This window comes from Neisseria sp. HMSC31F04, from assembly GCF_001807735.1.
Taxonomy (GTDB): domain Bacteria; phylum Pseudomonadota; class Gammaproteobacteria; order Burkholderiales; family Neisseriaceae; genus Neisseria; species Neisseria elongata.
In genome coordinates this window covers 1-22094 of record NZ_KV790806.1, presented here as the reverse complement: position 1 = coordinate 22094, position 22094 = coordinate 1, and the positions used below count along the sequence as shown (strand labels likewise).

Annotated in this window: 26 protein-coding genes; 13 read left to right on the top strand and 13 right to left on the bottom strand. The window is 57.9% G+C overall.

From position 1 onward, the window contains the following. Positions 1-22 precede the first annotated feature (22 nt). Complete coding sequence (locus tag HMPREF3107_RS06420; protein WP_070454364.1) at positions 23-2278, top strand: DNA internalization-related competence protein ComEC/Rec2; 2256 nt, start codon at positions 23-25, stop codon at positions 2276-2278. Positions 2279-2365: 87 nt separating this feature from the next. Here HMPREF3107_RS06420 and HMPREF3107_RS06415 read toward each other — a convergent pair whose 3' ends face one another. Both HMPREF3107_RS06415 and grxD read right to left on the bottom strand, forming a co-directional pair. Then, positions 2366-3178, bottom strand: coding sequence for a sulfite exporter TauE/SafE family protein (locus HMPREF3107_RS06415; protein ID WP_070454362.1), 813 nt, complete (start codon positions 3176-3178; stop codon positions 2366-2368). A gap of 140 nt (positions 3179-3318) precedes the next feature. Then, entirely contained in the window at positions 3319-3627 is a 309-nt protein-coding gene (grxD, locus tag HMPREF3107_RS06410; protein ID WP_040665786.1) for a Grx4 family monothiol glutaredoxin, read from the bottom strand. Positions 3628-3768: 141 nt separating this feature from the next. On the opposite strand from grxD, the gene HMPREF3107_RS06405 reads away from it, so the two are divergent. Further along, positions 3769-5688 (top strand): ABC-F family ATP-binding cassette domain-containing protein, encoded by a 1920-nt coding sequence (locus HMPREF3107_RS06405; RefSeq protein ID WP_070454360.1) that lies wholly within the window; start codon positions 3769-3771, stop codon positions 5686-5688. A gap of 4 nt (positions 5689-5692) precedes the next feature. Further along, complete coding sequence (locus tag HMPREF3107_RS06400; protein ID WP_049250320.1) at positions 5693-6217, top strand: OmpH family outer membrane protein; 525 nt, start codon at positions 5693-5695, stop codon at positions 6215-6217. A 278-nt stretch (positions 6218-6495) separates the two neighbouring features. Here HMPREF3107_RS06400 and HMPREF3107_RS12570 read toward each other — a convergent pair whose 3' ends face one another. From HMPREF3107_RS12570 to HMPREF3107_RS06360, 8 genes are all read right to left on the bottom strand, one after another. Then, a complete protein-coding gene (locus HMPREF3107_RS12570) occupies positions 6496-6795 on the bottom strand; it encodes a hypothetical protein (protein ID WP_246828604.1) in 300 nt (99 codons plus the stop codon). Between the two features lie 105 nt (positions 6796-6900). Beyond that, positions 6901-8307, bottom strand: coding sequence for a hypothetical protein (locus HMPREF3107_RS06390; protein WP_070454358.1), 1407 nt, complete (start codon positions 8305-8307; stop codon positions 6901-6903). Between the two features lie 49 nt (positions 8308-8356). Beyond that, positions 8357-9478: a GTPase HflX gene (hflX, locus tag HMPREF3107_RS06385; protein ID WP_070454506.1), complete on the bottom strand. Its 1122-nt coding sequence runs from the start codon at positions 9476-9478 to the stop codon at positions 8357-8359. Positions 9479-9606: 128 nt separating this feature from the next. Beyond that, on the bottom strand, positions 9607-10245 hold the full coding sequence (locus HMPREF3107_RS06380; RefSeq protein WP_070454356.1) for a 7-carboxy-7-deazaguanine synthase QueE: 639 nt from the start codon (positions 10243-10245) through the stop codon (positions 9607-9609). 373 nt (positions 10246-10618) lie between these two features. Next, the gene (gene queD / locus HMPREF3107_RS06375) at positions 10619-11041 is read right to left on the bottom strand and encodes a 6-carboxytetrahydropterin synthase QueD (RefSeq protein WP_070454355.1); all 423 of its coding nucleotides are present in this window, start codon (positions 11039-11041) and stop codon (positions 10619-10621) included. A gap of 92 nt (positions 11042-11133) precedes the next feature. Beyond that, positions 11134-12489: a prephenate-dependent tRNA uridine(34) hydroxylase TrhP gene (gene yegQ, locus HMPREF3107_RS06370; protein WP_070454353.1), complete on the bottom strand. Its 1356-nt coding sequence runs from the start codon at positions 12487-12489 to the stop codon at positions 11134-11136. Between the two features lie 100 nt (positions 12490-12589). Then, positions 12590-12976: a hypothetical protein gene (locus tag HMPREF3107_RS06365; protein WP_070454351.1), complete on the bottom strand. Its 387-nt coding sequence runs from the start codon at positions 12974-12976 to the stop codon at positions 12590-12592. A 124-nt stretch (positions 12977-13100) separates the two neighbouring features. Beyond that, complete coding sequence (locus tag HMPREF3107_RS06360; RefSeq protein ID WP_070454349.1) at positions 13101-13919, bottom strand: tRNA threonylcarbamoyladenosine dehydratase; 819 nt, start codon at positions 13917-13919, stop codon at positions 13101-13103. A 120-nt stretch (positions 13920-14039) separates the two neighbouring features. Here HMPREF3107_RS06360 and HMPREF3107_RS06355 point away from each other — a divergent pair, with 120 nt between their 5' ends. Further along, a complete protein-coding gene (locus HMPREF3107_RS06355; protein WP_049250187.1) occupies positions 14040-14513 on the top strand; it encodes a universal stress protein in 474 nt (157 codons plus the stop codon). A 90-nt stretch (positions 14514-14603) separates the two neighbouring features. On the opposite strand, the gene HMPREF3107_RS06350 is transcribed toward HMPREF3107_RS06355, so the two are convergent. The 3 genes from HMPREF3107_RS06350 to HMPREF3107_RS12120 are packed head-to-tail and all read right to left on the bottom strand — an operon-like array spanning position 14604 to position 16185. Continuing rightward, complete coding sequence (locus HMPREF3107_RS06350; protein WP_070454348.1) at positions 14604-15572, bottom strand: SPFH domain-containing protein; 969 nt, start codon at positions 15570-15572, stop codon at positions 14604-14606. 9 nt (positions 15573-15581) lie between these two features. Further along, on the bottom strand, positions 15582-15989 hold the full coding sequence (locus HMPREF3107_RS06345) for an NfeD family protein (protein ID WP_070454346.1): 408 nt from the start codon (positions 15987-15989) through the stop codon (positions 15582-15584). A gap of 52 nt (positions 15990-16041) precedes the next feature. Further along, a complete protein-coding gene (locus HMPREF3107_RS12120) occupies positions 16042-16185 on the bottom strand; it encodes a hypothetical protein (RefSeq protein ID WP_168160527.1) in 144 nt (47 codons plus the stop codon). On the opposite strand from HMPREF3107_RS12120, the gene lptE reads away from it, so the two are divergent. The 9 genes from lptE to HMPREF3107_RS12115 all read left to right on the top strand — a co-directional run. Further along, complete coding sequence (gene lptE / locus HMPREF3107_RS06340) at positions 16184-16657, top strand: LPS-assembly lipoprotein LptE (RefSeq protein WP_070454344.1); 474 nt, start codon at positions 16184-16186, stop codon at positions 16655-16657. The two genes, HMPREF3107_RS12120 and lptE, sit on opposite strands and share 2 nt — an antisense overlap. Before the next feature lie 58 nt (positions 16658-16715). Next, a complete protein-coding gene (locus tag HMPREF3107_RS06335; RefSeq protein WP_070454343.1) occupies positions 16716-17753 on the top strand; it encodes a UDP-glucose--hexose-1-phosphate uridylyltransferase in 1038 nt (345 codons plus the stop codon). Positions 17754-17758: 5 nt separating this feature from the next. After that, positions 17759-18274, top strand: coding sequence for a hypothetical protein (locus tag HMPREF3107_RS06330; RefSeq protein WP_070454342.1), 516 nt, complete (start codon positions 17759-17761; stop codon positions 18272-18274). Then, positions 18271-18765, top strand: coding sequence for a hypothetical protein (locus HMPREF3107_RS06325; RefSeq protein ID WP_141742843.1), 495 nt, complete (start codon positions 18271-18273; stop codon positions 18763-18765). The genes HMPREF3107_RS06330 and HMPREF3107_RS06325 overlap by 4 nt, the downstream gene beginning before the upstream one ends. 50 nt (positions 18766-18815) lie before the next feature. Beyond that, positions 18816-19157 carry a hypothetical protein gene (locus tag HMPREF3107_RS06320; RefSeq protein WP_070454338.1) on the top strand — a complete coding sequence of 114 codons (342 nt, stop codon included), beginning with the start codon at positions 18816-18818 and terminating at the stop codon, positions 19155-19157. A gap of 229 nt (positions 19158-19386) precedes the next feature. Further along, positions 19387-19758, top strand: coding sequence for a DUF4288 domain-containing protein (locus HMPREF3107_RS06315; RefSeq protein WP_070454336.1), 372 nt, complete (start codon positions 19387-19389; stop codon positions 19756-19758). Between the two features lie 127 nt (positions 19759-19885). Further along, positions 19886-20143 (top strand): ion transporter, encoded by a 258-nt coding sequence (locus HMPREF3107_RS06310; RefSeq protein WP_371327477.1) that lies wholly within the window; start codon positions 19886-19888, stop codon positions 20141-20143. 63 nt (positions 20144-20206) lie between these two features. Beyond that, complete coding sequence (gene galK / locus HMPREF3107_RS06305) at positions 20207-21352, top strand: galactokinase (protein ID WP_070454332.1); 1146 nt, start codon at positions 20207-20209, stop codon at positions 21350-21352. 281 nt (positions 21353-21633) lie between these two features. After that, positions 21634-22094 (top strand): hypothetical protein (locus tag HMPREF3107_RS12115; RefSeq protein ID WP_070454330.1); only part of this gene is annotated, 461 nt, incomplete at its 3' end.

Genomic DNA, 22094 nt, shown 5'->3' with positions numbered 1-22094 from the left:
GGCCTCCCTTACGGAAAACCCGATGCCGATTTATCTGCCGTCCGCCTTTTGTGCGGGCGTTTTGCTATCCTTTGCCCTGCCTGCCGCACCGCCGTTTTGGCTGTTTGCGGTATGGGCGTCGTGTGCCGTGCCGATACTGCGCCGTTTTCCGCGCACGGCGGTTTTCGTGCTGCTGACGTGCGCGGGAACGGCATACGGCGTATGGCGGACGGAACAGGCTTTGTCCGCCCGCTGGCCTTTGGAACGACAGGGCGAAGCGGTGGAAATGACGGTGAGGGCGGCCGGTTTGGCGCAGGACGACGGGCGGCGGGTGCGCTTGGAAGCCGAAGCGGAAACGTCCGGCGGGCGGCGTTACCGCGTGCAGTTGTCCGACTATCAACGGCGCGAATGGCCGGCCGGCAGCGTGTGGCGGCTGAAGCTGAAAATGCGCCCGCCTATCGGTGAGGAAAACATCGGCGGTTTCAGCCGCGAGGCATGGGCTTTGGCCAACGGCATAGACGCATCGGCGACGGCCGGGGCGGAACGGCAGCTGCTGACCGGCAGGGAAAACGGTTTTTCAGACGGCCTCCTGCGCCTGCGCGGACACATACGCTCGAGCTGGCAGCGGCTGCCGCCCGAAGTGGCCGACGGCGCGGCCTTGATGCGCGCGCTCTCCATCGGCGAGCAGAACGCACTGTCGGGCGGCTGGTGGCAGGTGTTCCGCCCGTTGGGGCTGAACCATTTGATCAGCGTGTCCGGCCTGCATGTCGGCATGGTGGCCCTGCTGGCCGCCTGGCTGATGAAACGCCTGCTGCTCCTTTTGCCCGCCGCGCCGAGGCGGCCGCGCGTTTGGATGCTGGCGGCGGGTGCGGCGGCGGCCTTGGTTTACAGCGGCTTGGCCGGATTTGCCGTCCCCACCCTGCGCTCGATGCTGATGATTGCCTCCGTTGCGGCAGCCTGGAGTCTGGGCGGCACGGCTTCGGCCTGGCGCGGCTGGTGGGCGGCGCTGGCCCTGATTTTGCTGCTCGACCCGTCGGCCGCATTGGCGGCAGGCAGCTGGCTGTCGTTCGGGCTGGTGGCCGCGCTCTTGTGGGCGGACTCCTGCCGCACGAGCGACGGCAAGGCATGGTGGGTTTCGGCCTTGCGCGGGCAATGGGCGGCCACGTTGGCCTCCCTCCCTGCGGTAGGTTTTCTGTTTTCCGCCCTGCCGCCCGCCAGTCCGTTGGCCAATGCCGCAGCGATTCCGTGGTTTTCCTGGCTGCTGGTGCCGTTGGCCTTAATTGCCTCCCTCTTTCCGTTCTACCCCCTGCAATACGCGGCGGCCTGGCTGGGGCAGCATACTTTGCACGTTTTGGCCGCAATGGCGGAATTCGCGCCGGAATGGGGTTTGGCCGCCGCACCGTGGCCGCTGCTGCTGTCGGCACTGGCGGCGGTGGCCGTTTGGCTGCTGCCGCGCGGTGCGGCATTGCGCCCGTGGGCGACCGTCGTTTTGGCCGGTTTCCTGTTATACCGCCCCGCCCCGCCGACGGAAGGCCGTCTGAAAATGGTTGTGCTGGATGTCGGACAAGGCTTGGCAGTGTATTTTCAGACGGCCTCCCATCATCTGTTGTTCGATACCGGCACGGCGGGCGCGGCGCAGATGCAGACACTCCCCGCCCTGTACGCGCACGGCGTGCGCCGCCTTGACACACTGCTGCTGTCCCACCACGATACCGACCACGACGGCGGCGCACCGCTGATTATCCGTGCACTCAAGCCCCGCGAGGTGCTGGCCGGACAGCCCGAATTTTACGGCGGCTTAGGCCCGACTCAGATGCAAAACTGCCGCACCGGCCGGCAATGGCAATGGGACGGCGTGCATTTCGAACTCCTCGCCGTCGAGGGCGAAGCCGCAGACGACAACGCCCGAAGCTGCGTCCTGCGCGCCGTGGCGGGCGGCACGGCGTTTATCGTAACCGGCGACCTCGACATCAAAGGAGAACGAAAACTGCTGGAACGCTACGGCCAAAGCCTGTACAGCCAAGCCTTGGTGCTGGGGCACCACGGCAGCAGCGGCTCGTCGTCGGGTGCATTCCTCAACGCCGTCTCCCCCGACTTCGCCATCGCCTCCAGCGGCTTTGGCAACAGCTACCGCCACCCGACCGCCGAAGTGCAAAACCGCGTCCGCGCACACGGCATCCGTCTGCTCCGCACCGACCGCCAAGGCGCGTGGCTGCTTGAATCCGACGGCCAAACCGTTACCGCGCGCCAGTGGCGGCCGAAACGGTTTTACTGGCAATGGAAACCGCTGGACGATTAAACGACACGGCAAAAGGCCGTCTGAAAAGCTGTTTCCGGCTTTTCAGACGGCCTTTTTACCGCCAACCTCCGATACCGGGCGGCACGGCTACGACTGTACAATCTTCCACGCCATCCGCAGCGCAATCAGCAACAGCAGGATGCCGAAACCCTTTTTCAGCTTGTCGGCAGGCAGCTTGTGGGAAAGGCGCACGCCCAAAGGCGCGGACAGCAAAGTGGCCGCGGCCAGAATGCCCACCGCAGGCAGATAGACAAAACCCGCCGAACCTTCAGGCAGACCGCCCTGATTCCAGCCCGCCCAGGCATAACCCAGCGTACCCGCCGCCGCAATCGGCCAGCCCAAAGCAGCCGAAGTGCCGACGGCGCGGTGAACCGGCACATTGCAGAAAGTCAAATAAGGCACGGTCAGCGAACCGCCGCCGATACCGATCCAGCTCGACAGCAGGCCGAACAGCCCGCCCATACCGAACAAGCCGCCCCTGCCGGGCAACTGCCGTTCAGGCGTAGGCTTGATGCCCAACAACGCACGCACGGCGAGAATGGCGATAAACAGCGTGAAAAAAACCTGCAAACCCTTGTTCGGCAAATACTGCGCCACCAACGCCCCCGCCGCCACACCGCACAACACCCCGGGCACCATCGCGCGCAGCACGTCCATATCCACCGCCTGCCGCTTATACTGCGCCCGCGCGCTGGCAAACGACGTGAACACCATCACGGCAAACGACGTGCCGATGGCGATATGCTGGGCGTATTGAAAGTTTTCCGCCCCCTGCATCTGCAAAATCCACAGCACCAGCGGTACCAAAATCGTGCCGCCGCCGACGCCGAACATCCCTGCAATCACACCGGCCACCGCCCCGACCGCCAGCATGGCGGCCACCATTTCAAACGACCACATATCCTTCCTTTGCGCTTAATCTTATTCTCAAAATCCAAAAAAGCAATCCGCCTCGGCCGAAGCCCGTCCGGGGCACAAACCATCGCCCCGGATAGAAAACAGGCCGTCTGAAACTTTTCAGACGGCCTCCGTTTGCCGGATTACTTGGCGGCAACCAACTCCTGCAATTCGCCGGCGTCATACATTTCCTGCAAAATGTCCGCGCCGCCGATAAATTCGCCGTTCACATAAAGCTGCGGGATGGTCGGCCAATCGCTGTATTCCTTAATGCCCTGGCGCACTTCGGCGTTTTCCAACACATTGACCGTAACGTACTGCGCGCCCGCCGCGTTCAGCAGCTGCACCGCGCGGGAAGAAAAACCGCACTGCGGAAACTGCTTCGTACCCTTCATAAACAACACGATGGGATGGGTGGTAACGACTTCTTTGATTTGCTCTTGGATGCTCATGGTGTTCCTAACGATTTGTCGGTTAAAAAAACCGCACCATTATACGCATCCTTTTGACGAATTTGAAATGCTTGTTTTAGAAACGGCGGCGAAACGGTAAAATGCCGCCTTTTTCCGCCTCCATCCGCCCAAGCTTCAAACATGATAGAAATCAAAAACCTCACCCTGCAACGCGGCCTGAAAGTGCTGCTCGAACAAGCCGCCCTCTCCCTCGCTCCCGGCCGCCGCGTCGGCCTGATCGGCAAAAACGGCAGCGGCAAATCCAGCCTCTTCGCCCTGCTCAAAGGCGAAATCACAGCCGACAAAGGCGACGTTTCCATTCCGAAACACTGGAAAACCGCCGCCGTTGCCCAGGAAACGCCCGCGCTGGACATGTCCGCGCTGGATTATGTTTTGCAGGGCGACGGGGAATTGCAGCTTTTTCAGACGGCCTTACACGAAGCCGAAGCGAAAAACGACGGCATGAAACAGGCCGAACATCATGCCAAATTGGAGGAAATCGATGCTTACAGCGCGCCCGCCCGCGCTGCCAAACTGTTAAGCGGCTTGGGTTTTTCCCAAGAAGAACACAGCCGGCCAGTCAAATCCTTTTCCGGCGGCTGGCGGATGCGCCTCAATCTGGCGCAGGCACTGATGTGCCGCGCCGATTTGCTGCTGTTGGACGAACCGACCAACCATCTCGATTTGGAAACCGTGTTATGGCTGGAAAACCATCTGTCCGGCCTGCCCTGTACCCAAATCATCATTTCGCACGACCGCGATTTCCTCAACGCCACCACGACGCAGACCGTCGAACTTTCCGATCAAAAGCTCACGCTTTACGGCGGCAATTACGATTTTTACCAAGCCGAACGCGCCCGCCGCCTGGCACAACAGCAGGCGGCCTACCTCAAACAGCAGGCGCAAATCAAACACCTGCAATCCTTTATCGACCGATTCAAAGCCAAGGCCACCAAAGCCGTGCAGGCGCAGAGCCGCATGAAGGCCTTGGACAAGCTCGAACGCATCGCGCCGGCACACTTCGACAGCGGGTTTTCGTTTGAATTCGACAGCCCCGCCCACCTGCCCAATCCGTTGCTGCAACTGGACAAAGCCGATTTGGGCTACGGCGGCGAACCCGTTTTGCACGGCATCGACCTGTCGCTGGAAAGCGGCGCGCGTTACGGCCTTTTGGGGGTAAACGGCAGCGGCAAATCGACCTTTATCAAAACGCTGGCGGGCGAACTGAATGTCCTGTCCGGCCGGATTGTCCGCTCGGACAAGCTCAATATCGGTTATTTCGCCCAGCACCAGCTCGACACCCTGCGTCCCGACCAAAGCCCGCTGTGGCACATCCAAAAACTCAGCCCCGACGTGCGCGAACAGGAAATCCGCAACTTCCTCGGCAGCTTCAACTTTGTCGGCGATGCCGCCCTGCAGAAAACCGAACCGTTTTCAGGCGGCGAAAAGGCGCGGCTGGCATTGGCGATGATTGTGTGGCAGAAGCCTAATTTGCTGCTGCTGGACGAACCGACCAACCATCTCGATTTGGACATGCGCCACGCACTCACGCTCGCATTGCAAAGTTTTCAAGGCGCGCTGATTGTCGTCTCGCACGACCGCAGCCTGCTCGAAGCCACCACCGACAGCTTCCTGCTGATAGAACAAGGCCGTCTGAAAACGTTTGACGGCGATTTGGAAGATTACCGCCGTTACCGCTTGGCGCAAGAAAACGCCGCCGCCGCGCCCGCCGCATCCTCCCAAAGCCAAAACCGCAAAGACGCCAAGCGCGTCGAAGCGCAAATCCGCCAGGAAAAAGCCCGCCTCGGCAAACCCTTGCAGCAGAAAATCAGCCAAGCCGAAAAAGAAATCGCCGCCCTGAGCGAAATTCAGACAGCCTGTGAAGCATTTTTGGCACAGGAAGACGCCTATTCCGATGCCAACAAAACCAAATTGCAACAGACCCTCGCACAATTGGCGGAAACTAAAGTAAAATTAGAAAAACAAGAGGAAAACTGGCTGGCATGGCAGGAAGAATTGGAACAGATAAACCATGCCGTTGAAACAGAATTCCGGGGATAAACTTATGAACAGCATCATCAAATACAGCATCATCGCCGCCATATCCGCCGCCTCGCTGCCGGCAGGGGCCAAAGTGTACGAATGCAACGTCGGCGGCGTAACCGTCTATACCTCGCGCCCGTCGGCCAACTGCCATACGCCCGACCTGCCGAGGATAGGCAGCTATACCAGTATCGCCCCGCGCGTTGCACCGCCGCCGCGCGAACCGGCCGCCCAGGCCTCTGCTGCTCCGGCATCGCCGAGGCGCGCCTCCATGAGTACGAACCGCGCCGCCAACGCGCCGATACGTACCGCGCCCCCGCTGCAAACCGCCGATGCGGGCCTGCCCAAGCCTTCGGGCAGCAGCGGTCGCCGCACCATTCTGGAACAAGAACTGGCCAACGAACAACAGGCTTTGGCATCCGCACAAAACGAACTGAGTGCCGCCCGCGCGCAGAAAAACCAAAACCGCGCCAGCCAGCTCACGGCCAGCATCCAAGACCGCCGTCAAAATATCCAAGCCCTGCAGCGCGAATTGAGCCGGATGTAGGCTGCCCGAATGCAAAAATCCTGAAACCCATTGCCGGTTTCAGGATTTTTGTTTTCATATCGCTTTTTCAGACGGCCTCCTGCGTGGATCAGGCCGTCTGAAAGCCCTTATGCCAATTCAAATTTCCGTTTCATACGCTCTTGCTCCTGTTCGTTGAACAGGCAGATGCACAAAGCAAAACAATCGCATGATTCCCAACCGTTTTAAGCGGCAAAATCAAAAAGGGCTGCGACAAGCCGGCGTTGTCGTTTTTATCGGCAAACCGGGCTTGCAGCCTTTCAGCGGCAACCGGTTCGGGAGTACCGACCGGCATCACGCCGCAACCGTCGGCCAAATCCAAAGGAAACGGCAAAGGAAGGGAGAAATAAATTTTGCTGTCCCAATCCTGCAAGGCCGGCTGCCCGCCGCGCATGATAAAAAAAAAGCATCCGTGCCAAGCAAGGCAAATATATTTTCATGTTCGCTTTCGACTTCGCTCCCGAAAACACCTGATGAAAATCCGCTAAAAAATTGTCTTTGCCGTTATCGAACAAAATCAGCGAATCGGGCGATGTTTGCAACAGATAAGGCTGCTTCATGGTTCAATCTTTCACGGTTCAATCAAAATTCACATCACTTTAACGGGTTTCCCCGTTCGTCCTTCATTTTCAGACGGCCTTATATGCAGAGGTCGTCTGAAAGCCTTATCTTCCGGCATCGGGTCCGAACGGTATCGGGTCGGGAATCTTGTTTAAATCATAAACATCAAAGTCGATAACTCGCTCTTTTTCGTTCCATCTCAATTTGCGCGACGGGGAGGAATGTTCGGCCAAAACTTTATCCAGGGCGGCGCGGCGGCTTTCGGCGGGCAGGCGGTATAAGGCCAAGGCCGCGTTAAAGGCACGCTGCTGCATGGAGGTGTCTTGCAGGCGGTAGACATAATCGTCAAAAGAAGGCAGGGCCGTGTCGGTGGTCAGGCAGCCTATGCTGTTGCCCAGGCACGCCCATTTTCGGGTAAATGTTTTTTCAGACGGCTGCGGCTGCGGCTGCGTTTTTTGATCGGCCTTCAAAACGGCGGCGGCTTCGGGTTTGCAGTAGGAGGCATAATTCGGCGCGCTTAAGGCGCGGTTGTGTGCCGCATCAAAGCGCGGCAGGAACAATAATGCGAAGTCGGCTGCCCGGATTTGCGAGTCGTCGCTCAAAGCCATAAGTTCCCGCCATTCCGTTACCTGCATCATCTGCACACCTTTGCCGTCCAATTTGCGGTACATATTATCCGCTTGGTGGAATTCGTCCTGCATGGCCAAACAAATGCCTTGTTCCTGTTCGTCCAATACATCGAACATGCCGCCGCATTCGGCGGGCAGGCGGTTTGCCCATTCGGGTTTTTCATGCAGCATTTGTGCCGCCAGGCCGGTGTTGCGGCGGATGACGGCGTTTCCGATCATGGGGTAAATCAGGCCCGGGCGGCCGTGAAGCAGGCTGCGGCCGGTTTTGATGTTGCGGCAGACACGCCTCCAGGCCTGGCCTTCCCCGCCCTGCGCCCAGTCCAATGCGGCAAGGCCATGACTGCGAAGAAGCCATTGGAAATATGGAAGCCGCATTTTGTTTAAGTCTTCTTTGTCGTTCGGCCAGTCGCGCGGGGCGAAAGTGTCGTAATCGGCCAGTTTGTCCACGTTGGCAAACAGTTCGGCATGTTTTTCCGCTTCGGCGCGGTATTTAGGCAGGTTGGCGCGGATTTGGGACAGGTATTCCGCCGCCGTCCCGGTAAAGATCAAAATATCGTCATCGGGCGGCGGCAGGTATCTGTCCGCCAATTCGTTATGGCGCGCAAAGGTATCAGGGGTGTATTTGAGCACTTCGCCGAAACGGCGCATCAAATCGGCGCGTTCGGCATCGTCTTTTGTGCGGTATTGCAGCAGCCACAATGCGTCTATGCCGTTTTTCGCAGACGGCGGCGGCGCGGGCGGCGCGGCCAGCAAAGCCAAATCGGCTTCGGCGGCACGGATTTCGCGCTGTTTCAGCCATTCGGGAACGGCATACAGGACGGCGACGGCGGCCAATATAAGGACGGCGGTTGCACCAAGCAGGTATTTGAGCAGGCGTTTCATAGCATTTCCCCAATCGTTAAGTGTTTTTTAAAACGGTGGTAATGGTATTTCAAACGGTGTTTTGGTTTTTCAAACCGTCTGAAACGGCGTGTTCGGCCAATATTTCGCGCAATGCGTCCAAACCTTCTCCCGTTTTAACCGAAATATTGGCCGCCACCGCCCTGCCCTGTACGTCGCGCAGGACGCCGAAACGGCGTTCTTCGGGCGGCAGCAGGTCGGTTTTGTTGTACAGCACGATTTGCGGTACGTCGCCCGCGCCGATTTCGCGCAATACTTCGTTCACATCGTCTATTTGCCGTTCGTGTTCGGGATGGGCGGCATCGACGACGTGCAGCAGTACATCGGCCAATGCGGTTTCTTCCAGCGTGGCGGAGAAGGCGGCCACCAGGCCGTGAGGCAGGTCGCGCACGAAGCCCACCGTGTCGGTGAGTATGATGCTGGCGGACGGGTTGAGATACAGGCGGCGGGCGGTGGTGTCGAGTGTGGCGAAGAGTTGGTTCTTGGCCAAGACGTCGGCTTTGGTCAGGCGGTTGAACAGGCTGGATTTGCCGGTATTGGTGTAGCCGACCAGCGCGAAGGTGGGCAGGCTGCCGTGTTCGCGCGCCTTGCGGCGGGTGGCGCGTTGGCGGCGGACGGCTTCGAGCCGTTTTTTCAGGGCAGTGATTTTTTGTGCGATCAGGCGGCGGTCGGTTTCGAGTTGGGTTTCGCCCGGCCCTTTCAGGCCGATGCCGCCTTTTTGGCTTTGCAGGTGGCCGTAGCCGCGCACGAGGCGGCCGGTTAGGTGGGTCAGCTGCGCCAGTTCGACCTGCAAGTGCCCTTCCTGGCTTTGCGCCCTTTGGGCAAAAATGGCCAATATCAGGCCGACGCGGTCAAGCACGCGGCATTGCAGGGCTTTTTCGAGATTGCGCTCCTGGGTGGGGGTGAGTTCGTGGTTGAACACGGCCAGTTCGATTTGCCGGTCGCGAACGGTTTGCGCCAATTCTTCGGCCTTGCCGGTGCCGACAAACAGGGCGGGATGGGCGCGGTTGCGTTTGGCGGTTTGGCGGCAGACGAATTCGCCACCGGTGGCGCGGACGAGTTCTTCCGCTTCGGCCATCGCGGCGGCAAAGGAGCGTTCGCGGGTTTCGTTCGCGCCGGTGTAGTCGGCATCGAGCATCATGCCGACCAGCATGATGCGTTCGGGTTTGCTCAGGAATTTATCGGGCTGTTTGGACACTGGCTTTCCTCGGATTTCGGGTTTGCCCGCGATGATACGGCAAAGGCCGTCTGAACGGTGGAAAAGGTTTTTCAGACGGCCTTTTACTCTATCCCCGCCCATTTGTGCGTCTGTACGCTCAACTGCCAATGCACGGGCGCGTCGGGGCGGCTGTTTAAGATACCGATTTGGCGGATGGTGTCGTAGATGTTCATCACGCCATCTTGTTCGCAGGGCGAAAGGTAGTAATGGCTCGCGCGGATTTTGCGTTCCATATTTTGGCAGAACGCAACGACATCGCCGTCCGCAACAATCCGCACTTCGTCGGCTTCGGCGATGCAGTTTGTTTCATATTTGGCGGCGTAGCAGGCTTTGGGGCTGGTGGCGACGTAGTCGATTTGCGGCGGTGCGGGTTTGAGGCCGTTGGTTTCGATACAGAGAAAATAGCCTTCCGCCTTGAGCGCGTCGAGCAGCGTATCGAGATGCGGCTGTATGGTCGGCTCGCCGCCGGTGATGATGATATTGCGGGCGGTGTAGGTTTTCAGACGGCCTAAGATGTCGGACAGGCCCATCATGCCGAATTTCAAATAATCGGTATCGCACCAGCCGCACGCCAGATTGCATTTACCCAAGCGGACAAAAACTGCGGGCATGCCCGTGTTCCAGCCCTCGCCTTGCAGGCTCTCGAAAATTTCAACGATGCGGTATTGCGGATTTTCGGGGGCGACGCTGATTTTTTTCATACCGCCGACACCGCCGCCTTTTTGCTGGAAACCCGAGCCATTTTGAGCCAAGCGATGTAGAAATGTTCGGCAATGACGAGGAGGACTAAGAGGGTGGAATGGAGTTTCATGAGTGTTCCTTTTAATGGGTGTGTTGGTATGAAAGGCCGTCTGAAAAGCAGGGAATCCGTGCAGGAGAAAAACGGTTTTACAGTAAATTCAAAGAAGAACGCCCCACACCGTCATTCCCGCGCAGGCGGGAATCCAGGGATTTGGAATTGCTGCAATTTTTAAATTCCTGAAAAACCAAGGCCTGGATTCCCGCCTGCGCGGGAATGACGGGAGTGGACAGGCCTTATTTGAATTGACTATATCGATACGTCCGAGATATTCCCTACCCCTCCTCATACTCCGCACACGAGGTCGGCGTTTCCCACAGTTTGACATTAGACACATTCAAACCCGCGTTTTTCAGACGGCCGTACATTTCAACCGCCATTTTTTCGGCGGTGGTGCGGAAGGGAAGGCGCAGGGTTTTCATGTTCCAACCCTCCAAAAGCGCGGCGATTTGGCTTTCCCGTTCATTGCCGCCGTGATAGATGAAGGCGTGGTCGAAAGGTTCGATGATGTGTTGCTTGACCGTGCGTTTCAGGTCGGAAAAATCCATCACCATGCCGTCTTTCGCGCCGCCTTCGATGGGGCTGCCCGCAACGGTGATTTCCAGTTTGTAAGTATGGCCGTGCAGGTTTTGGCACTTGCCATCGTGGCCGTCGAGCATATGCGAGGAATCGAAAGTAAAAATTTTGGTGATTTTCATTATTTTGTTTTTGAGCTGTTTTGACGATATGGAGGCCGTCTGAAAGCCGTTGCTGCGGTTTTCAGACGGCCTTTTGCCGTTGCCGGACGCACTTAGGGATTCAAAACCCGGGCAATCAGGGCTTTTTCTTTGCCCTGCATATTCGGGATTTTGACTTGGATGCCGTTGCCCGGGGCGACTTCGACGGCTGCGCCTTTGCGGGTCATTTGTTCCAACGTGATGGTTTGATTTCCTTCGGGGTGGATGATTTCCAAAGTGTCGCCGACGGCAAAGCGGTTTTTGACTTCCACCGTTGCCCAGCCTTCAGCGTCGATTTCAGTAACGTGGCCGACGTATTGGCTTTGTTTGGCGGTGGAATGGCCGCTGAGGTAGTTTTGATAGTCTTGGGTTTGGTGGCGTTCGAGGAAGCCGCTGGTGTAACCGCGGTTGGCGAGGCCTTCGAGTTCGCTCAACAAGCCGTAGTCGAACGGACGGCCTGCGACGGCATCGTCAATCGCTTTGCGGTAGGACTGAGCAACGCGGGCGACGTAGTAGAGCGACTTGGTGCGGCCTTCGACTTTGAGGCTGTCCACGCCGATTTTGGCGAGTTTTTCAACGACTTCGATGCCGCGCAGGTCTTTGGAATTCATGATGTAGGTGCCGTGTTCGTCTTCCATAATCGGCATCATCTCGCCCGGGCGGTTGGACTCTTCAATCAGGAAGACCTTGTCGGCGTAGGGGTGGCGTTTCTGACCGTTGATGCCTTCGAAGTTTTGATTGGCTTCTTCTTGGGCTTTTTCAAAGTTGAAACCTTGCAGAAGCTGGGCGTCGCCCGCATCGCTTTCAGTGGCGTTATGGACTTTGTAATCCCAGCGGCAGGAATTGGTGCAGGTACCTTGGTTGGGGTCGCGGTGGTTGAAATAGCCCGACAATAGGCAACGGCCTGAGTAGGCGATGCACAATGCGCCGTGGATGAAGACTTCGAGTTCGATGTCGGGGCATTCTTGGCGGATTTCGGCGATTTCTTCCATGCTCAATTCGCGCGATAGGATGATGCGTTCGACGCCGATGTTCTGCCAGAATTTCACGCCCCAGTAGTTGGTGGTGTTCGCCTGTACGGACAGGTGGATCGGCATTTCGGGCCATTTTTCGCGCACGGTCATAATCAAACCCGGATCCGCCATAATCAGCGCGTCGGGCTTCATGGCAATCAGCGGTTCCATGTCGGCGACGAAGGTTTTGAGTTTGGAATTGTGCGGCAGGGTGTTGACGGTTAAAAAGAATTTTTTGTTGCGTTCGTGCGCTTCTTTAATGCCTTGCTCAAGGACGTCGAGTTTGGCAAATTCGTTGTTGCGGGCGCGCAGGGAGTAACGCGGGCTGCCGGCATAAACGGCGTCTGCGCCGTAGTCGTAGGCGGCGCGCATACGTTCGAGGCCGCCGGCGGGAAGGAGGAGTTCGGGTGCTTTCATGTTCGTGCTTTATAAAAGGTTTCAGACGGCCTGAGTTTGGGCCGTCTGAAAAAGATGGGTAAACGGGCGGATTATCCGTGCTTTCGCCCGTCGGGTCAATTTACCACCACCAAGGCCCCCACGGACGCGGGCCGTACCACCAGTCGTCGTAATAGCGGTAGCGGCGCATATCTTCCAATTCGACTTGGGCGGCATAGCTCTGCCAAGCCATTTTGTAGCAGGCTTGGAACATTTTGTCGTTTACCCTGTCGAGATAGGCCAGCCGGAAAGCCTGCCTTTCCTTTTCTCCCGAACCGGTATCGCCGTCGAATTGGCGGCGCATCAGGCGGGCGGTTTCGGGGTCGCATTGGGCGGCCAGCCCGACTTGGAGGTTTTGGCGCGCCCGAATGCGGGCTGCCTCGCGTTCGACCTGCTGTTCGGGTGTCAGGGCGCAGGCGGACAGCAAAACGGCGGCGGCAAGTACGGCATATTTCACAGCATATTTCATCGCAACACTCCTTGATTGCAAAACGGTATCGGACGGCGGCGGCATGTGTTCGTTTTTTTTTGGGGGCGGCGTATGAATTTTCTGTTTTCAGACGGCCTGCCTTCATTATCGCGCTTTGCGGCGGCTAGTCCAAGCCTCCCTTGCCTTTTTTACCTTCCGCCTTACCTGACGCGATGTGTTCCAAAGCGGCTTGGGCGCAATACAGGCCGAAAGGTGCGGTTACCAACATGCTCGCGCCGTAACCCGCGCAAGACAGTCCTTGCGGCGCGGAACCGGCGGCACAGGCTTCGGCCGTTTGCGGCGGCGTGATGCTTTCCAGCGAATACACGCAGGGCACGCGCATTTTTTCCTTGGCATCGCGCGGGAAGCCGTAGCGTTTCCGCAAGGTGTAGCGCAGGTTGGCCAGCAGCGGGTCGTGGGTAACGCGGCTCAGGTCGGCGGTTTGAATCAGGGACGGATTTTTCTGCCCGCCCGCACCGCCGCTCAATATGAAAGGCTGCCCGTGACGGACGAAATAGGCGACCATCGCCGCTTTGACGCGCATTTGATCGATGGCGTCGATAACGAAGTCGAAAGGCCGTCTGAAAAGCACGGGCAGGTTGTCTTCGGTAACGAAATCCTCGATTTCGGTAACGCGGCAGGCGGGGTTGATCTGCAGGATGCGTTCGTGCAGGGCGGTTACTTTGGCCTTGCCGAAATCGCAAGTCAGCGCATGCAGCTGGCGGTTTACATTAGACTCGGCCACATTATCCAAATCGATCAGTGTTAACGCGCCGATGCCGGAACGCGCCAAAGCCTCGACCGCCCACGAACCCACGCCGCCCACGCCGACCACGCAGACATGCGCGGCGGCAAAGCGGTTTAAGGCATCTTCGCCGTAAAGGCGGGCGATTCCGCCGAAACGGCGTTCGGAAACGGCGGCAGAAAAATCGTTGTCGTTCATTGTTGCATATCAAAACAAAATAGAAAAATTACACACTTGGGTGCAGGCTGCATTATACTTCAGGCCATGCGGCGCGTCCGTAAACGAAATCTTAATAATTTCATGAAGGAGGGTTGTGTTATGTATAAACATCTGGTGGTAGCGGTAGACGGCAGCGAAACTTCCGTCAATGCGTTGAAACATGCCTGCAGCGTGGCCGCCGCGGGCAAAGCGAAACTGACTTTGGTCCATGTGGCCAACCCCGCTGAATATATGGCTCTGGCTCCCGAATTCCTGCAACAGGCCAGTTATGAAGAAGCCGCCATTGCCAACGGCAACGAGGTGCTTTCCGAAGCCGTGGAAATTACAAACGGCGCGGAACCGGGCATCTCCGGTGTCAATACCCACCTGCTGCTGGCCAATAAAGGCGCGCGCGAAATGGCGCAGGAATTGGTGGATTATGCCAGCCAACAGGGCGCGGATCTGCTGGTGCTGGGTACCCACGGCCGCACCGGCCTGATGCACCTCTTGATGGGCAGCTTCGCCGAAACCGTGATGCGCCAAAGCCATCTGCCGCTGCTGATTATCCGCAGCGAACAGCCTGACGAAGCCTAAGCGTCATCATCTGCCCGTAGCAATCAAAATAGCAAAAGGCCGTCTGAAACATGGTTTTCAGACGGCCTTCCCTATTGCCGGGCTACCTGCTTATTGCGCCTTCACCGCCGGCACTTTTGCGCCTTCGACAATCTTCATCCCTGCGGAAACCAAACTGCCGATGTCGGCCACGTTTGCCGGCATAATCAGCGTATTGCTTTCTTTGGCCAGTTTGGCGAAGGCTTCGACGTATTGCTCGGCGACTTTCAGTTTCACCGCCTCGTCGCCGCCCTCGGTGCGTATCGCTTCGGCCACGGTGCGGATGGCGTCGGCACTGGCCTGCGCAACCAGGCGGATGGCTTCCGCCTCACCCTGCGCCTGATTGATTTTCGCCACTTTTTCACCGTTGGACGCATTGATGGCGGCCTGCGCCTCACCCTCGGATTTTTGAATTTCCGCTTCGCGCTGACCGGAAGCCAGGTTGATTTGTTCGATTTTCAAACCTTCGGACTGGGCGATACGGGCGCGTTTTTCGCGTTCCGCCGTGGTCTGCGCCTGCATGGCGCGCAAAATTTCCTGCGGCGGCACCAGGTCTTTGATTTCGTAACGCAGCACTTTAACGCCCCAAGAGACGGCAGCCTCATCCAATGCCGCCACCACTGCGCGGTTGGTATCTTCGCGCTCTTCGAAGGTCTTGTCCATTTCCATCCGTCCGATAACCGAACGCAGCGTGGTTTGCGCCAGCTGCGTAATCGCCAGCACATAATTGCTGGAACCGTATGACGCAAGCTTCGGATCGGTTACTTGGAAATAAATGATGCCATCCACGGTCAGCTGGATGTTGTCGCGCGTGATACACACCTGGCTGGGCACATCCAGCGGGATTTCCTTCTGCGTGTGCTTGTAGGCCACACGGTCGAGGAAGGGAATCAGAAAGTTCAAACCCGGCTCCAATACGCTGTGGAACTTGCCCAAGCGTTCGACGACGTGCGCCTCCTGCTGAGGCACAATGCAGACGGCCTTAAAGCCGAATATGACGACCGCGACCAGAATAATCAGCGGCAAACCCAAAAATTCCATAATATCTCCTTAGTTTAAGTGGACAAGCAATATATTGCCTTCTTTGCCGCCAATCACGGCAAAGGAAGGCTCGGCAGTGATTCGGGCGTTCAGGGCGCGCGCCTGCCAGGTGGTGCCCCGGTAAGAAACTTCGTATTGCCCTTCGCTCACGCGGCGCAGGATTTTCACGGTTTGACCGATGTCCAAATCATTGCTGACTTCATCAGCCGGCGTGCGGCGGCGTTTGATAAAGCCATGCAGCCAAAAAAGGCCGGCGGCGGAAATGGCGGCCGCCGTCAATATCGGCACGGCCGAGCCGTCAAACAGAAGTGAGGCCGCACCCGCACCGGCCAGGGCGGCACTGATGATGAGCAGGTACAGGGTGCCGACAAACATTTCGACCACCAAAACGGCAACGGCTGCGATAAACCAATACATAACTCCCTCCGCGCGGCAACATTAACAAATAATGTTGAGAATATAATCTATTTCAGACCGTCTGAAAACCGTATCCGACCTGCCGCACCTGTTTTTCCGCCGTACAAACTGCGGTAGAATGCGCACCTGCCGCATCCCGCACACAAAGGCCGTCTGAAAACCGGTTTTCAGACGGCCTGTTACAGGAAATCCCCATGAACACCAAACTCTTCCCGCTTGCCGCCGCCATGTTGCTGACTGCCTGCGGCTTCCACCTGAAAGGCAGCCTGCCCTACGACCGCCTGCCCTATAAAAACTGGCACATTCAGGGCGGAGAACTGCAAGTGCAGCTGGAAAACGCCCTGCGCCGTTCAGACGGCCTCCCCGTTTCCGCCGCCCAAGCCCAGGCTTCCGTTACCGTGAACAGCGTCGAACAGCAAAAAGACGTACTCACCATCACGCGCGCCGCCATGATTAACGAATACCAACTGTCCCTGCGCGTCCGCGCGCAAGTTTCCCGCAACGGCGAACCCGTCGGCGAACCGATGCAGATCGAAGTACGCCGCACCTTGGAATATGCCGATTCCGAAATCTTGGGCAAACAGGAAGAAGAAGCCATGATATGGCAGGAAATGCGCCGCGACGCCGCACAGCAAATCGTCCGCCGCCTGCCGTTCGCCGTACACTGACTGCCTTTTCAGACGGCCTCCGTGCCATTACCCCAACCACAACACAGCAAATACAACCATGTTCCATCCCGCAGACCACCCGCACCGCCGCTACAATCCCCTTGCCGACCAATGGATACTCGTCTCCCCCCACCGCGCCAAACGCCCGTGGCAGGGACAACAGGAAGCGGCCGACACCGCCGCCAAACCCGCGCACGACCCGTCGTGCTACCTTTGCCCGGGCAACAAACGCATCACCAGCGAGCAAAACCCCGATTACACCGAACCCTTCGTCTTCACCAACGACTTTTCCGCCCTGCTGCCCGACACCCCCGCCTATTCCGACAGCAGCCATCCGCTGTTCCAAAGCCAAAGCGTGCGCGGGGTCAGCCGCGTCATCTGCTTCTCGCCCGACCACGGCAAAACCCTGCCCGAACTGCCGCCCGAACAAATCGAAGCCGTCATCCGCGTTTGGCAGCAACAGGCAGAAGAACTGGGGCAGGCCTACCGCTGGGTGCAGATATTTGAAAACAAAGGCGCAGTCATGGGCTGCTCCAACCCCCACCCCCACGGCCAAATCTGGGCGGGCGACTTCCTGCCCGACCTGCCCGCCAAAGCCGACGCCGCCCAAAGCCGCTATTTCGCCGAAAACGGCCGCGCCCTGCTGCAAGACTACGCCGAAGAAGAAGCCGCCCGCCGCGAACGCATCGTGGCCGAAAACGACGACTGGCTGGCCGTCGTCCCCTACTGGGCCGCATGGCCGTTTGAAACCCTGTTGCTGCCCAAAGGCGACATCCGCCGCATCACCGACCTGAATGACGGCCAACGCCGCACACTGGCGCAGATACTCAAACAGCTCACTACCCGCTACGACAACCTGTTCCAAACCAGCTTCCCCTATTCGATGGGCTGGCACGGCGCACCCTTCGACGGCGCCGAACACCCCGAATGGCGGCTGCACGCCCACTTCTACCCGCCGCTTCTGCGTTCCGCCACGGTTCGTAAATTCATGGTCGGTTACGAAATGCTGGCCGAAGCCCAACGCGACCTGACCCCCGAACAAGCCGCCGAACGGCTTGCCGCCCTGTCAGATGTCCATTACAAACAGGCCGTCTGAAAAACATGCAGCTTCCCCGCCCGATAAGCATCGACATGCTCGATTTCCTGCGTGACGGCCGTTTCGACTGCATCGAACCCGACCAAACGAAAGAATGGATACTCAACAATTTTCCCGATCCCGATGGAAAATGCCGCATCGCCGACGATATCCGGCTCTACGGCAACATCGAATTCCACTTCGGTGACGGGGAACTCGTCCACATCTATTCCGACCATTTCCCACATGAGAAACTGCATGGCGGGCGGCACATCGTGCTCAAACGCCGCCTGCTGTCGCGCGTGAAAAAACTCAGCCTGCCGCGCGTCATCCGCTGGCTGAACCGACGCGGCATCGACTTCGTCAAACAAAGCGACAAATTAGGCATCCGCCTATATCTGCAAAGCGGCGTGGAACTCTACTTTGAAAACGACAGCGGCCGTCCCGACCGGCCGCGCCGCTTCAAAATGACCGCATTCTGCCGCACAAACGGCGGCGTAAACCGCTATCCCGTCATCCGGCGGCTGACAGGCGGCGAATGACAAAGCCTCCGACTATGCCCGACATCCGCATCCTGACCCGCAGCATTTCCGAAGAATGGGAAGACCTATTGCTTGGCGCGTACACCGACCCCGAACAGGCCGAAACTGACCGCCTGCGCTATCTGGCCGCCATCGGGGTGCAAGACCCTTGGCAGGAACGGCGCGATGACGGCGACTTGGAAAACGCAGTCAAAATCACCGCCGTCCCCTATCACGGCGATGCCCCCGCCGAAACGCTGCACATCGTCATGCTTTACGAAGAATGCTTCGGCCAAACCGCCAAAACCATGCTCGCCGCCTTTCCTTCCGAACAACAGGCGGAGCAATACGGCAATCGGATTGAAGCGGACAACGAAAAATCATTGTGGCCGGCCTATTGCGCCATCGTAGCCGTTACTCCAAACCGCTCGAGCGGGCTGCCCGAAGGCTGGCACGACAACGGACAGCAGCCCGATTACCCCTATTTCGAACACAGCGGACAAGCCGTCTGAACGTATGTTTTTTACCTTTCCGTTTTTCAGACGGCCTCAAAGTAAACGCTATGAACCCGACCGACCGTTACCGCCAAATCTGCACACAAACCGCACAATGGTTGGCAAAACAGACCAAACGCCCCGATTGCCGCATCGAAACCCTGCAAACCCGCGACCCGGACGGCAGCCTGTTTTACGTCATTGACATCGAAACACCGAGCCACGTCTGTAAAATCAATGTCAATACCCCGATATTTGCCCCCTACCGTTTCATCTGCATCGAAGCCGCCGGACTTGGCGGCGAAGCAACCGACTACCACTGGCACGACGGCGGATGCGACCCTGAAGACAGAGAAATCCGCATCCGGCTGCAAGAACTCGCCGAACAGATATTTTCAGACGGACTCTGAGACCGTCTGAAAGATTCAGGCTGTTTCCGACCGTTTCATCACCAACCCGCATAACCGGACGACGCACACCGCCCCGTCAGTACCCGCCGTCTGGTTTCAAACTGCCTGAAACGCCGAAGCAAACAAGCAAATACCTGATTTCGTTTGCACTGCGGTGGCGGTTTGCGTATGGTATGCGCCGTTACCGTCCCGCCGCCATACCCCGCACCGTCGCCACAGAAAGGAAACCATGCCGAACACCCGCTCGCCGACCGGTTGGTATTACTGCTCCTACCTCTTGCGGCTGACCCTTGCCGGCAGCCCGTCCGTGCAAGACCCGGAAGCGCGTTTCCTATCGTATGAAAACACCGTGCTTATCCGCGCCGACAGCAGTTTGGAAGCCTACGACAAAACCCTGCGCATCGCACGGGAAAACGAAACGTCCTACACCAACGAACATCAGCAGGATGTGCAATGGAAACTGGTCGGCATCACCGACATCCTGCCGATTTACGAAGCACTCGGAGACGGGGCGGAAATCGCGTTTACCCTACGGCCGCCGCGCAAACTCAAAAACCTGCAAAAATGGGTGTTGCCGCGCGAACGGTTTGCCGAAAGCTGAAGCCGTCCGCCATTATTTTTTCAGACGGCCCCAATCCATGCAGGCCGTCTGAAAAAATTGATACAATACGCGCCCCGTAAAAAGCCTGCACGTTGGGCTTTTTCCTTATTCGGGTATCGTCCGCCCGGTGATGGAAGTGTATCCGCACGCATGGCTGTTTTTCGTCCCGTTCATCCTGGTTTCCGCCTTTGTGATGCTCAACCTGTTCGTCGCCGTGATTGTGGACACCATGGCAAACTTGGGCGCGGACGGCGAAGAAACGGACAAACAGGCCGGGCCGGAAACCAAAGACGGCGAACTGCCCGTCAGCAAAGACGAAATCGAACGCCTTCATCGGGAACTCGCCGAAATCAAAGCCATGCTGCGCGAACAATCAACGCGATAGTTTTCAGACGGCCTGACCCGCAAACCGAACAACATCCCGACAAACACCAACCGAAAGAACCTTATGAACCTCTCACAAATCTTTGAAAGCCAATTCGGCCGCCGGCCAGAATTTACCGTCCGCGCACCCGGCCGCGTCAATCTGATAGGCGAACACACTGACTACAACGACGGCTTCGTCCTGCCCTGCGCCATCGATTTTGCCACCTGCGCCGCCGCCGCCAAAAACGGCACGGACACCGTGCGCGTATATGCCGCCGATTACGGCGAAAGCGACGAATTTTCCCTCGCCCAAGCCATCGAATCCTCCGGCAAACAATGGGCGGACTACATACGCGGCGTGGTTTGGGCATTGCGCGAACACGGTTTCTCCTTTTCAGACGGCCTCGACATCGCCGTCAGCGGCAACGTGCCGCAGGGCGCGGGTTTGAGTTCGTCCGCCGCATTGGAAGTCGCCGTCGCCCAAGTGTTTCAGACGGCCTTCGACCTGCCCGCCGACAAACCCATGCTGGCCAAAATCGGCCAATACGCCGAAAACCGCTTCGTCGGCTGCCAATGCGGCATCATGGACCAACTCGCCAGCGCGTGCGGCCAACGCGGCCACGCCCTGCTCATCGACTGCCGCAGCCTGCACACCGCCCCCATCCCCGTCCCCGACACGCTCAGCGTCATGATTATCCATTCCCACGTACAACGCGGCCTGGTCGGCAGCGAATACAACACCCGCCGCCGCCAGTGCGAAACCGCCGCCGCCCACTTCGGCGTCAAAGCCCTGCGCGACTTGGACTTGGAGCAATTCGAGGCCGGCAAAACAGGTTTGGACGAAACCGCCGCCCGCCGCGCCCGTTACGTCATCGAAGAAAACCGCCGCACGCTGGATGCCGCCGAAGCACTCCGCCGCAACGACGTCCCCGCCCTCTCCCGCCTGATGGCCGAAAGCCACGCGGGTATGCGCGACAGCTTCGAAATCACCCACCCCGCCGTCGATACGCTGGTGGAACTGGTACACGAAATCATCGGCGAGCAAGGCGGCGTGCGCATGACCGGCGGCGGCTTCGGCGGCTGCATCGTCTCCCTGCTGCCGCACCACCTGGTCGAACCCGTCAAACAGCATCTGGCGGCAAACTATCAGGCACGCACGGGGCTGAAAGAAGAAGTCTTCGTCTGCACCGCGCACGAAGGTGTCAGCGTAGCGAAAAAGGCCGTCTGAAAACGGCTCGGGGATTCGGACGGCCTTGCGCGGCAACGGCCGTTCCATCCCGTTTCTTCATCCGTTGAAAAGGTATTGAGGGCAAGGCAGCCGGATGTGCGGCGCATGGCCGGTCTGTCCGCCACACTACGCATCCAAATTGAAAGCAAAAAGGGAATTCTAAACGGCAGCTTGCCTGCACATGGAGTAAGGGAATACAAACCCGATGGCAGTTCCTCCATTCATAGCGGAGGAGCAAAAGCGTCATTTAAGGCATAAATGGGCGGCTGCATGATGTTTGAATGGGACTTTTGGAACGGGGGGCAAAAAACATGAATACAAACTTAAATGACAAAGACAAAGCCATGGATACCGCAATCAGGTTTCAGAAAAGAATGAGGATTCCGAAATTTTTCTTTTTAATTTTCGGAACCACAATCATTTTGGCATTTATCCAAGACGTGATAACGGGTTCTAACTTTCTGCAAACAACAATTATGCAAATAATATTTGCGATATATTTAGGCTTTGGAGGCATCATAATTTTATTCTACATAATCATCGCAGGAAGTTGTCCCTATTGCCACGAGTTCCAAAAGATGAATTATGGCACCTCTGTCGGCATCGGGTTGGATAGCTTTACTTTCTTTAAAGGCATTTCCCCTGTTCCAAAAATCGATTACTGCAGCAAATGCGGCAAGCCCCTGTCTCCCGAAGCCGTAAATAAGGTAATGAGACCTTTGCAAAATTCCTTTTCCTCAGC

Bases quoted from the DNA above. Each gene is read 5' to 3' on its own strand.
- HMPREF3107_RS06420 (WP_070454364.1), top strand. From the start codon at position 23: ATGCCGATTTATCTGCCGTCCGCCTTTTGTGCGGGCGTTTTGCTATCC.
- HMPREF3107_RS06415 (WP_070454362.1), bottom strand. From the start codon at position 3,178: ATGTGGTCGTTTGAAATGGTGGCCGCCATGCTGGCGGTCGGGGCGGTG.
- grxD (WP_040665786.1), bottom strand. From the start codon at position 3,627: ATGAGCATCCAAGAGCAAATCAAAGAAGTCGTTACCACCCATCCCATC.
- HMPREF3107_RS06405 (WP_070454360.1), top strand. From the start codon at position 3,769: ATGATAGAAATCAAAAACCTCACCCTGCAACGCGGCCTGAAAGTGCTG.
- HMPREF3107_RS06400 (WP_049250320.1), top strand. From the start codon at position 5,693: ATGAACAGCATCATCAAATACAGCATCATCGCCGCCATATCCGCCGCC.
- HMPREF3107_RS12570 (WP_246828604.1), bottom strand. From the start codon at position 6,795: ATGAAGCAGCCTTATCTGTTGCAAACATCGCCCGATTCGCTGATTTTG.
- HMPREF3107_RS06390 (WP_070454358.1), bottom strand. From the start codon at position 8,307: ATGAAACGCCTGCTCAAATACCTGCTTGGTGCAACCGCCGTCCTTATA.
- hflX (WP_070454506.1), bottom strand. From the start codon at position 9,478: ATGCTGGTCGGCATGATGCTCGATGCCGACTACACCGGCGCGAACGAA.
- HMPREF3107_RS06380 (WP_070454356.1), bottom strand. From the start codon at position 10,245: ATGAAAAAAATCAGCGTCGCCCCCGAAAATCCGCAATACCGCATCGTT.
- queD (WP_070454355.1), bottom strand. From the start codon at position 11,041: ATGAAAATCACCAAAATTTTTACTTTCGATTCCTCGCATATGCTCGAC.
- yegQ (WP_070454353.1), bottom strand. From the start codon at position 12,489: ATGAAAGCACCCGAACTCCTCCTTCCCGCCGGCGGCCTCGAACGTATG.
- HMPREF3107_RS06365 (WP_070454351.1), bottom strand. From the start codon at position 12,976: ATGAAATATGCTGTGAAATATGCCGTACTTGCCGCCGCCGTTTTGCTG.
- HMPREF3107_RS06360 (WP_070454349.1), bottom strand. From the start codon at position 13,919: ATGAACGACAACGATTTTTCTGCCGCCGTTTCCGAACGCCGTTTCGGC.
- HMPREF3107_RS06355 (WP_049250187.1), top strand. From the start codon at position 14,040: ATGTATAAACATCTGGTGGTAGCGGTAGACGGCAGCGAAACTTCCGTC.
- HMPREF3107_RS06350 (WP_070454348.1), bottom strand. From the start codon at position 15,572: ATGGAATTTTTGGGTTTGCCGCTGATTATTCTGGTCGCGGTCGTCATA.
- HMPREF3107_RS06345 (WP_070454346.1), bottom strand. From the start codon at position 15,989: ATGTATTGGTTTATCGCAGCCGTTGCCGTTTTGGTGGTCGAAATGTTT.
- lptE (WP_070454344.1), top strand. From the start codon at position 16,184: ATGAACACCAAACTCTTCCCGCTTGCCGCCGCCATGTTGCTGACTGCC.
- HMPREF3107_RS12120 (WP_168160527.1), bottom strand. From the start codon at position 16,185: ATGGGGATTTCCTGTAACAGGCCGTCTGAAAACCGGTTTTCAGACGGC.
- HMPREF3107_RS06335 (WP_070454343.1), top strand. From the start codon at position 16,716: ATGTTCCATCCCGCAGACCACCCGCACCGCCGCTACAATCCCCTTGCC.
- HMPREF3107_RS06330 (WP_070454342.1), top strand. From the start codon at position 17,759: ATGCAGCTTCCCCGCCCGATAAGCATCGACATGCTCGATTTCCTGCGT.
- HMPREF3107_RS06325 (WP_141742843.1), top strand. From the start codon at position 18,271: ATGACAAAGCCTCCGACTATGCCCGACATCCGCATCCTGACCCGCAGC.
- HMPREF3107_RS06320 (WP_070454338.1), top strand. From the start codon at position 18,816: ATGAACCCGACCGACCGTTACCGCCAAATCTGCACACAAACCGCACAA.
- HMPREF3107_RS06315 (WP_070454336.1), top strand. From the start codon at position 19,387: ATGCCGAACACCCGCTCGCCGACCGGTTGGTATTACTGCTCCTACCTC.
- galK (WP_070454332.1), top strand. From the start codon at position 20,207: ATGAACCTCTCACAAATCTTTGAAAGCCAATTCGGCCGCCGGCCAGAA.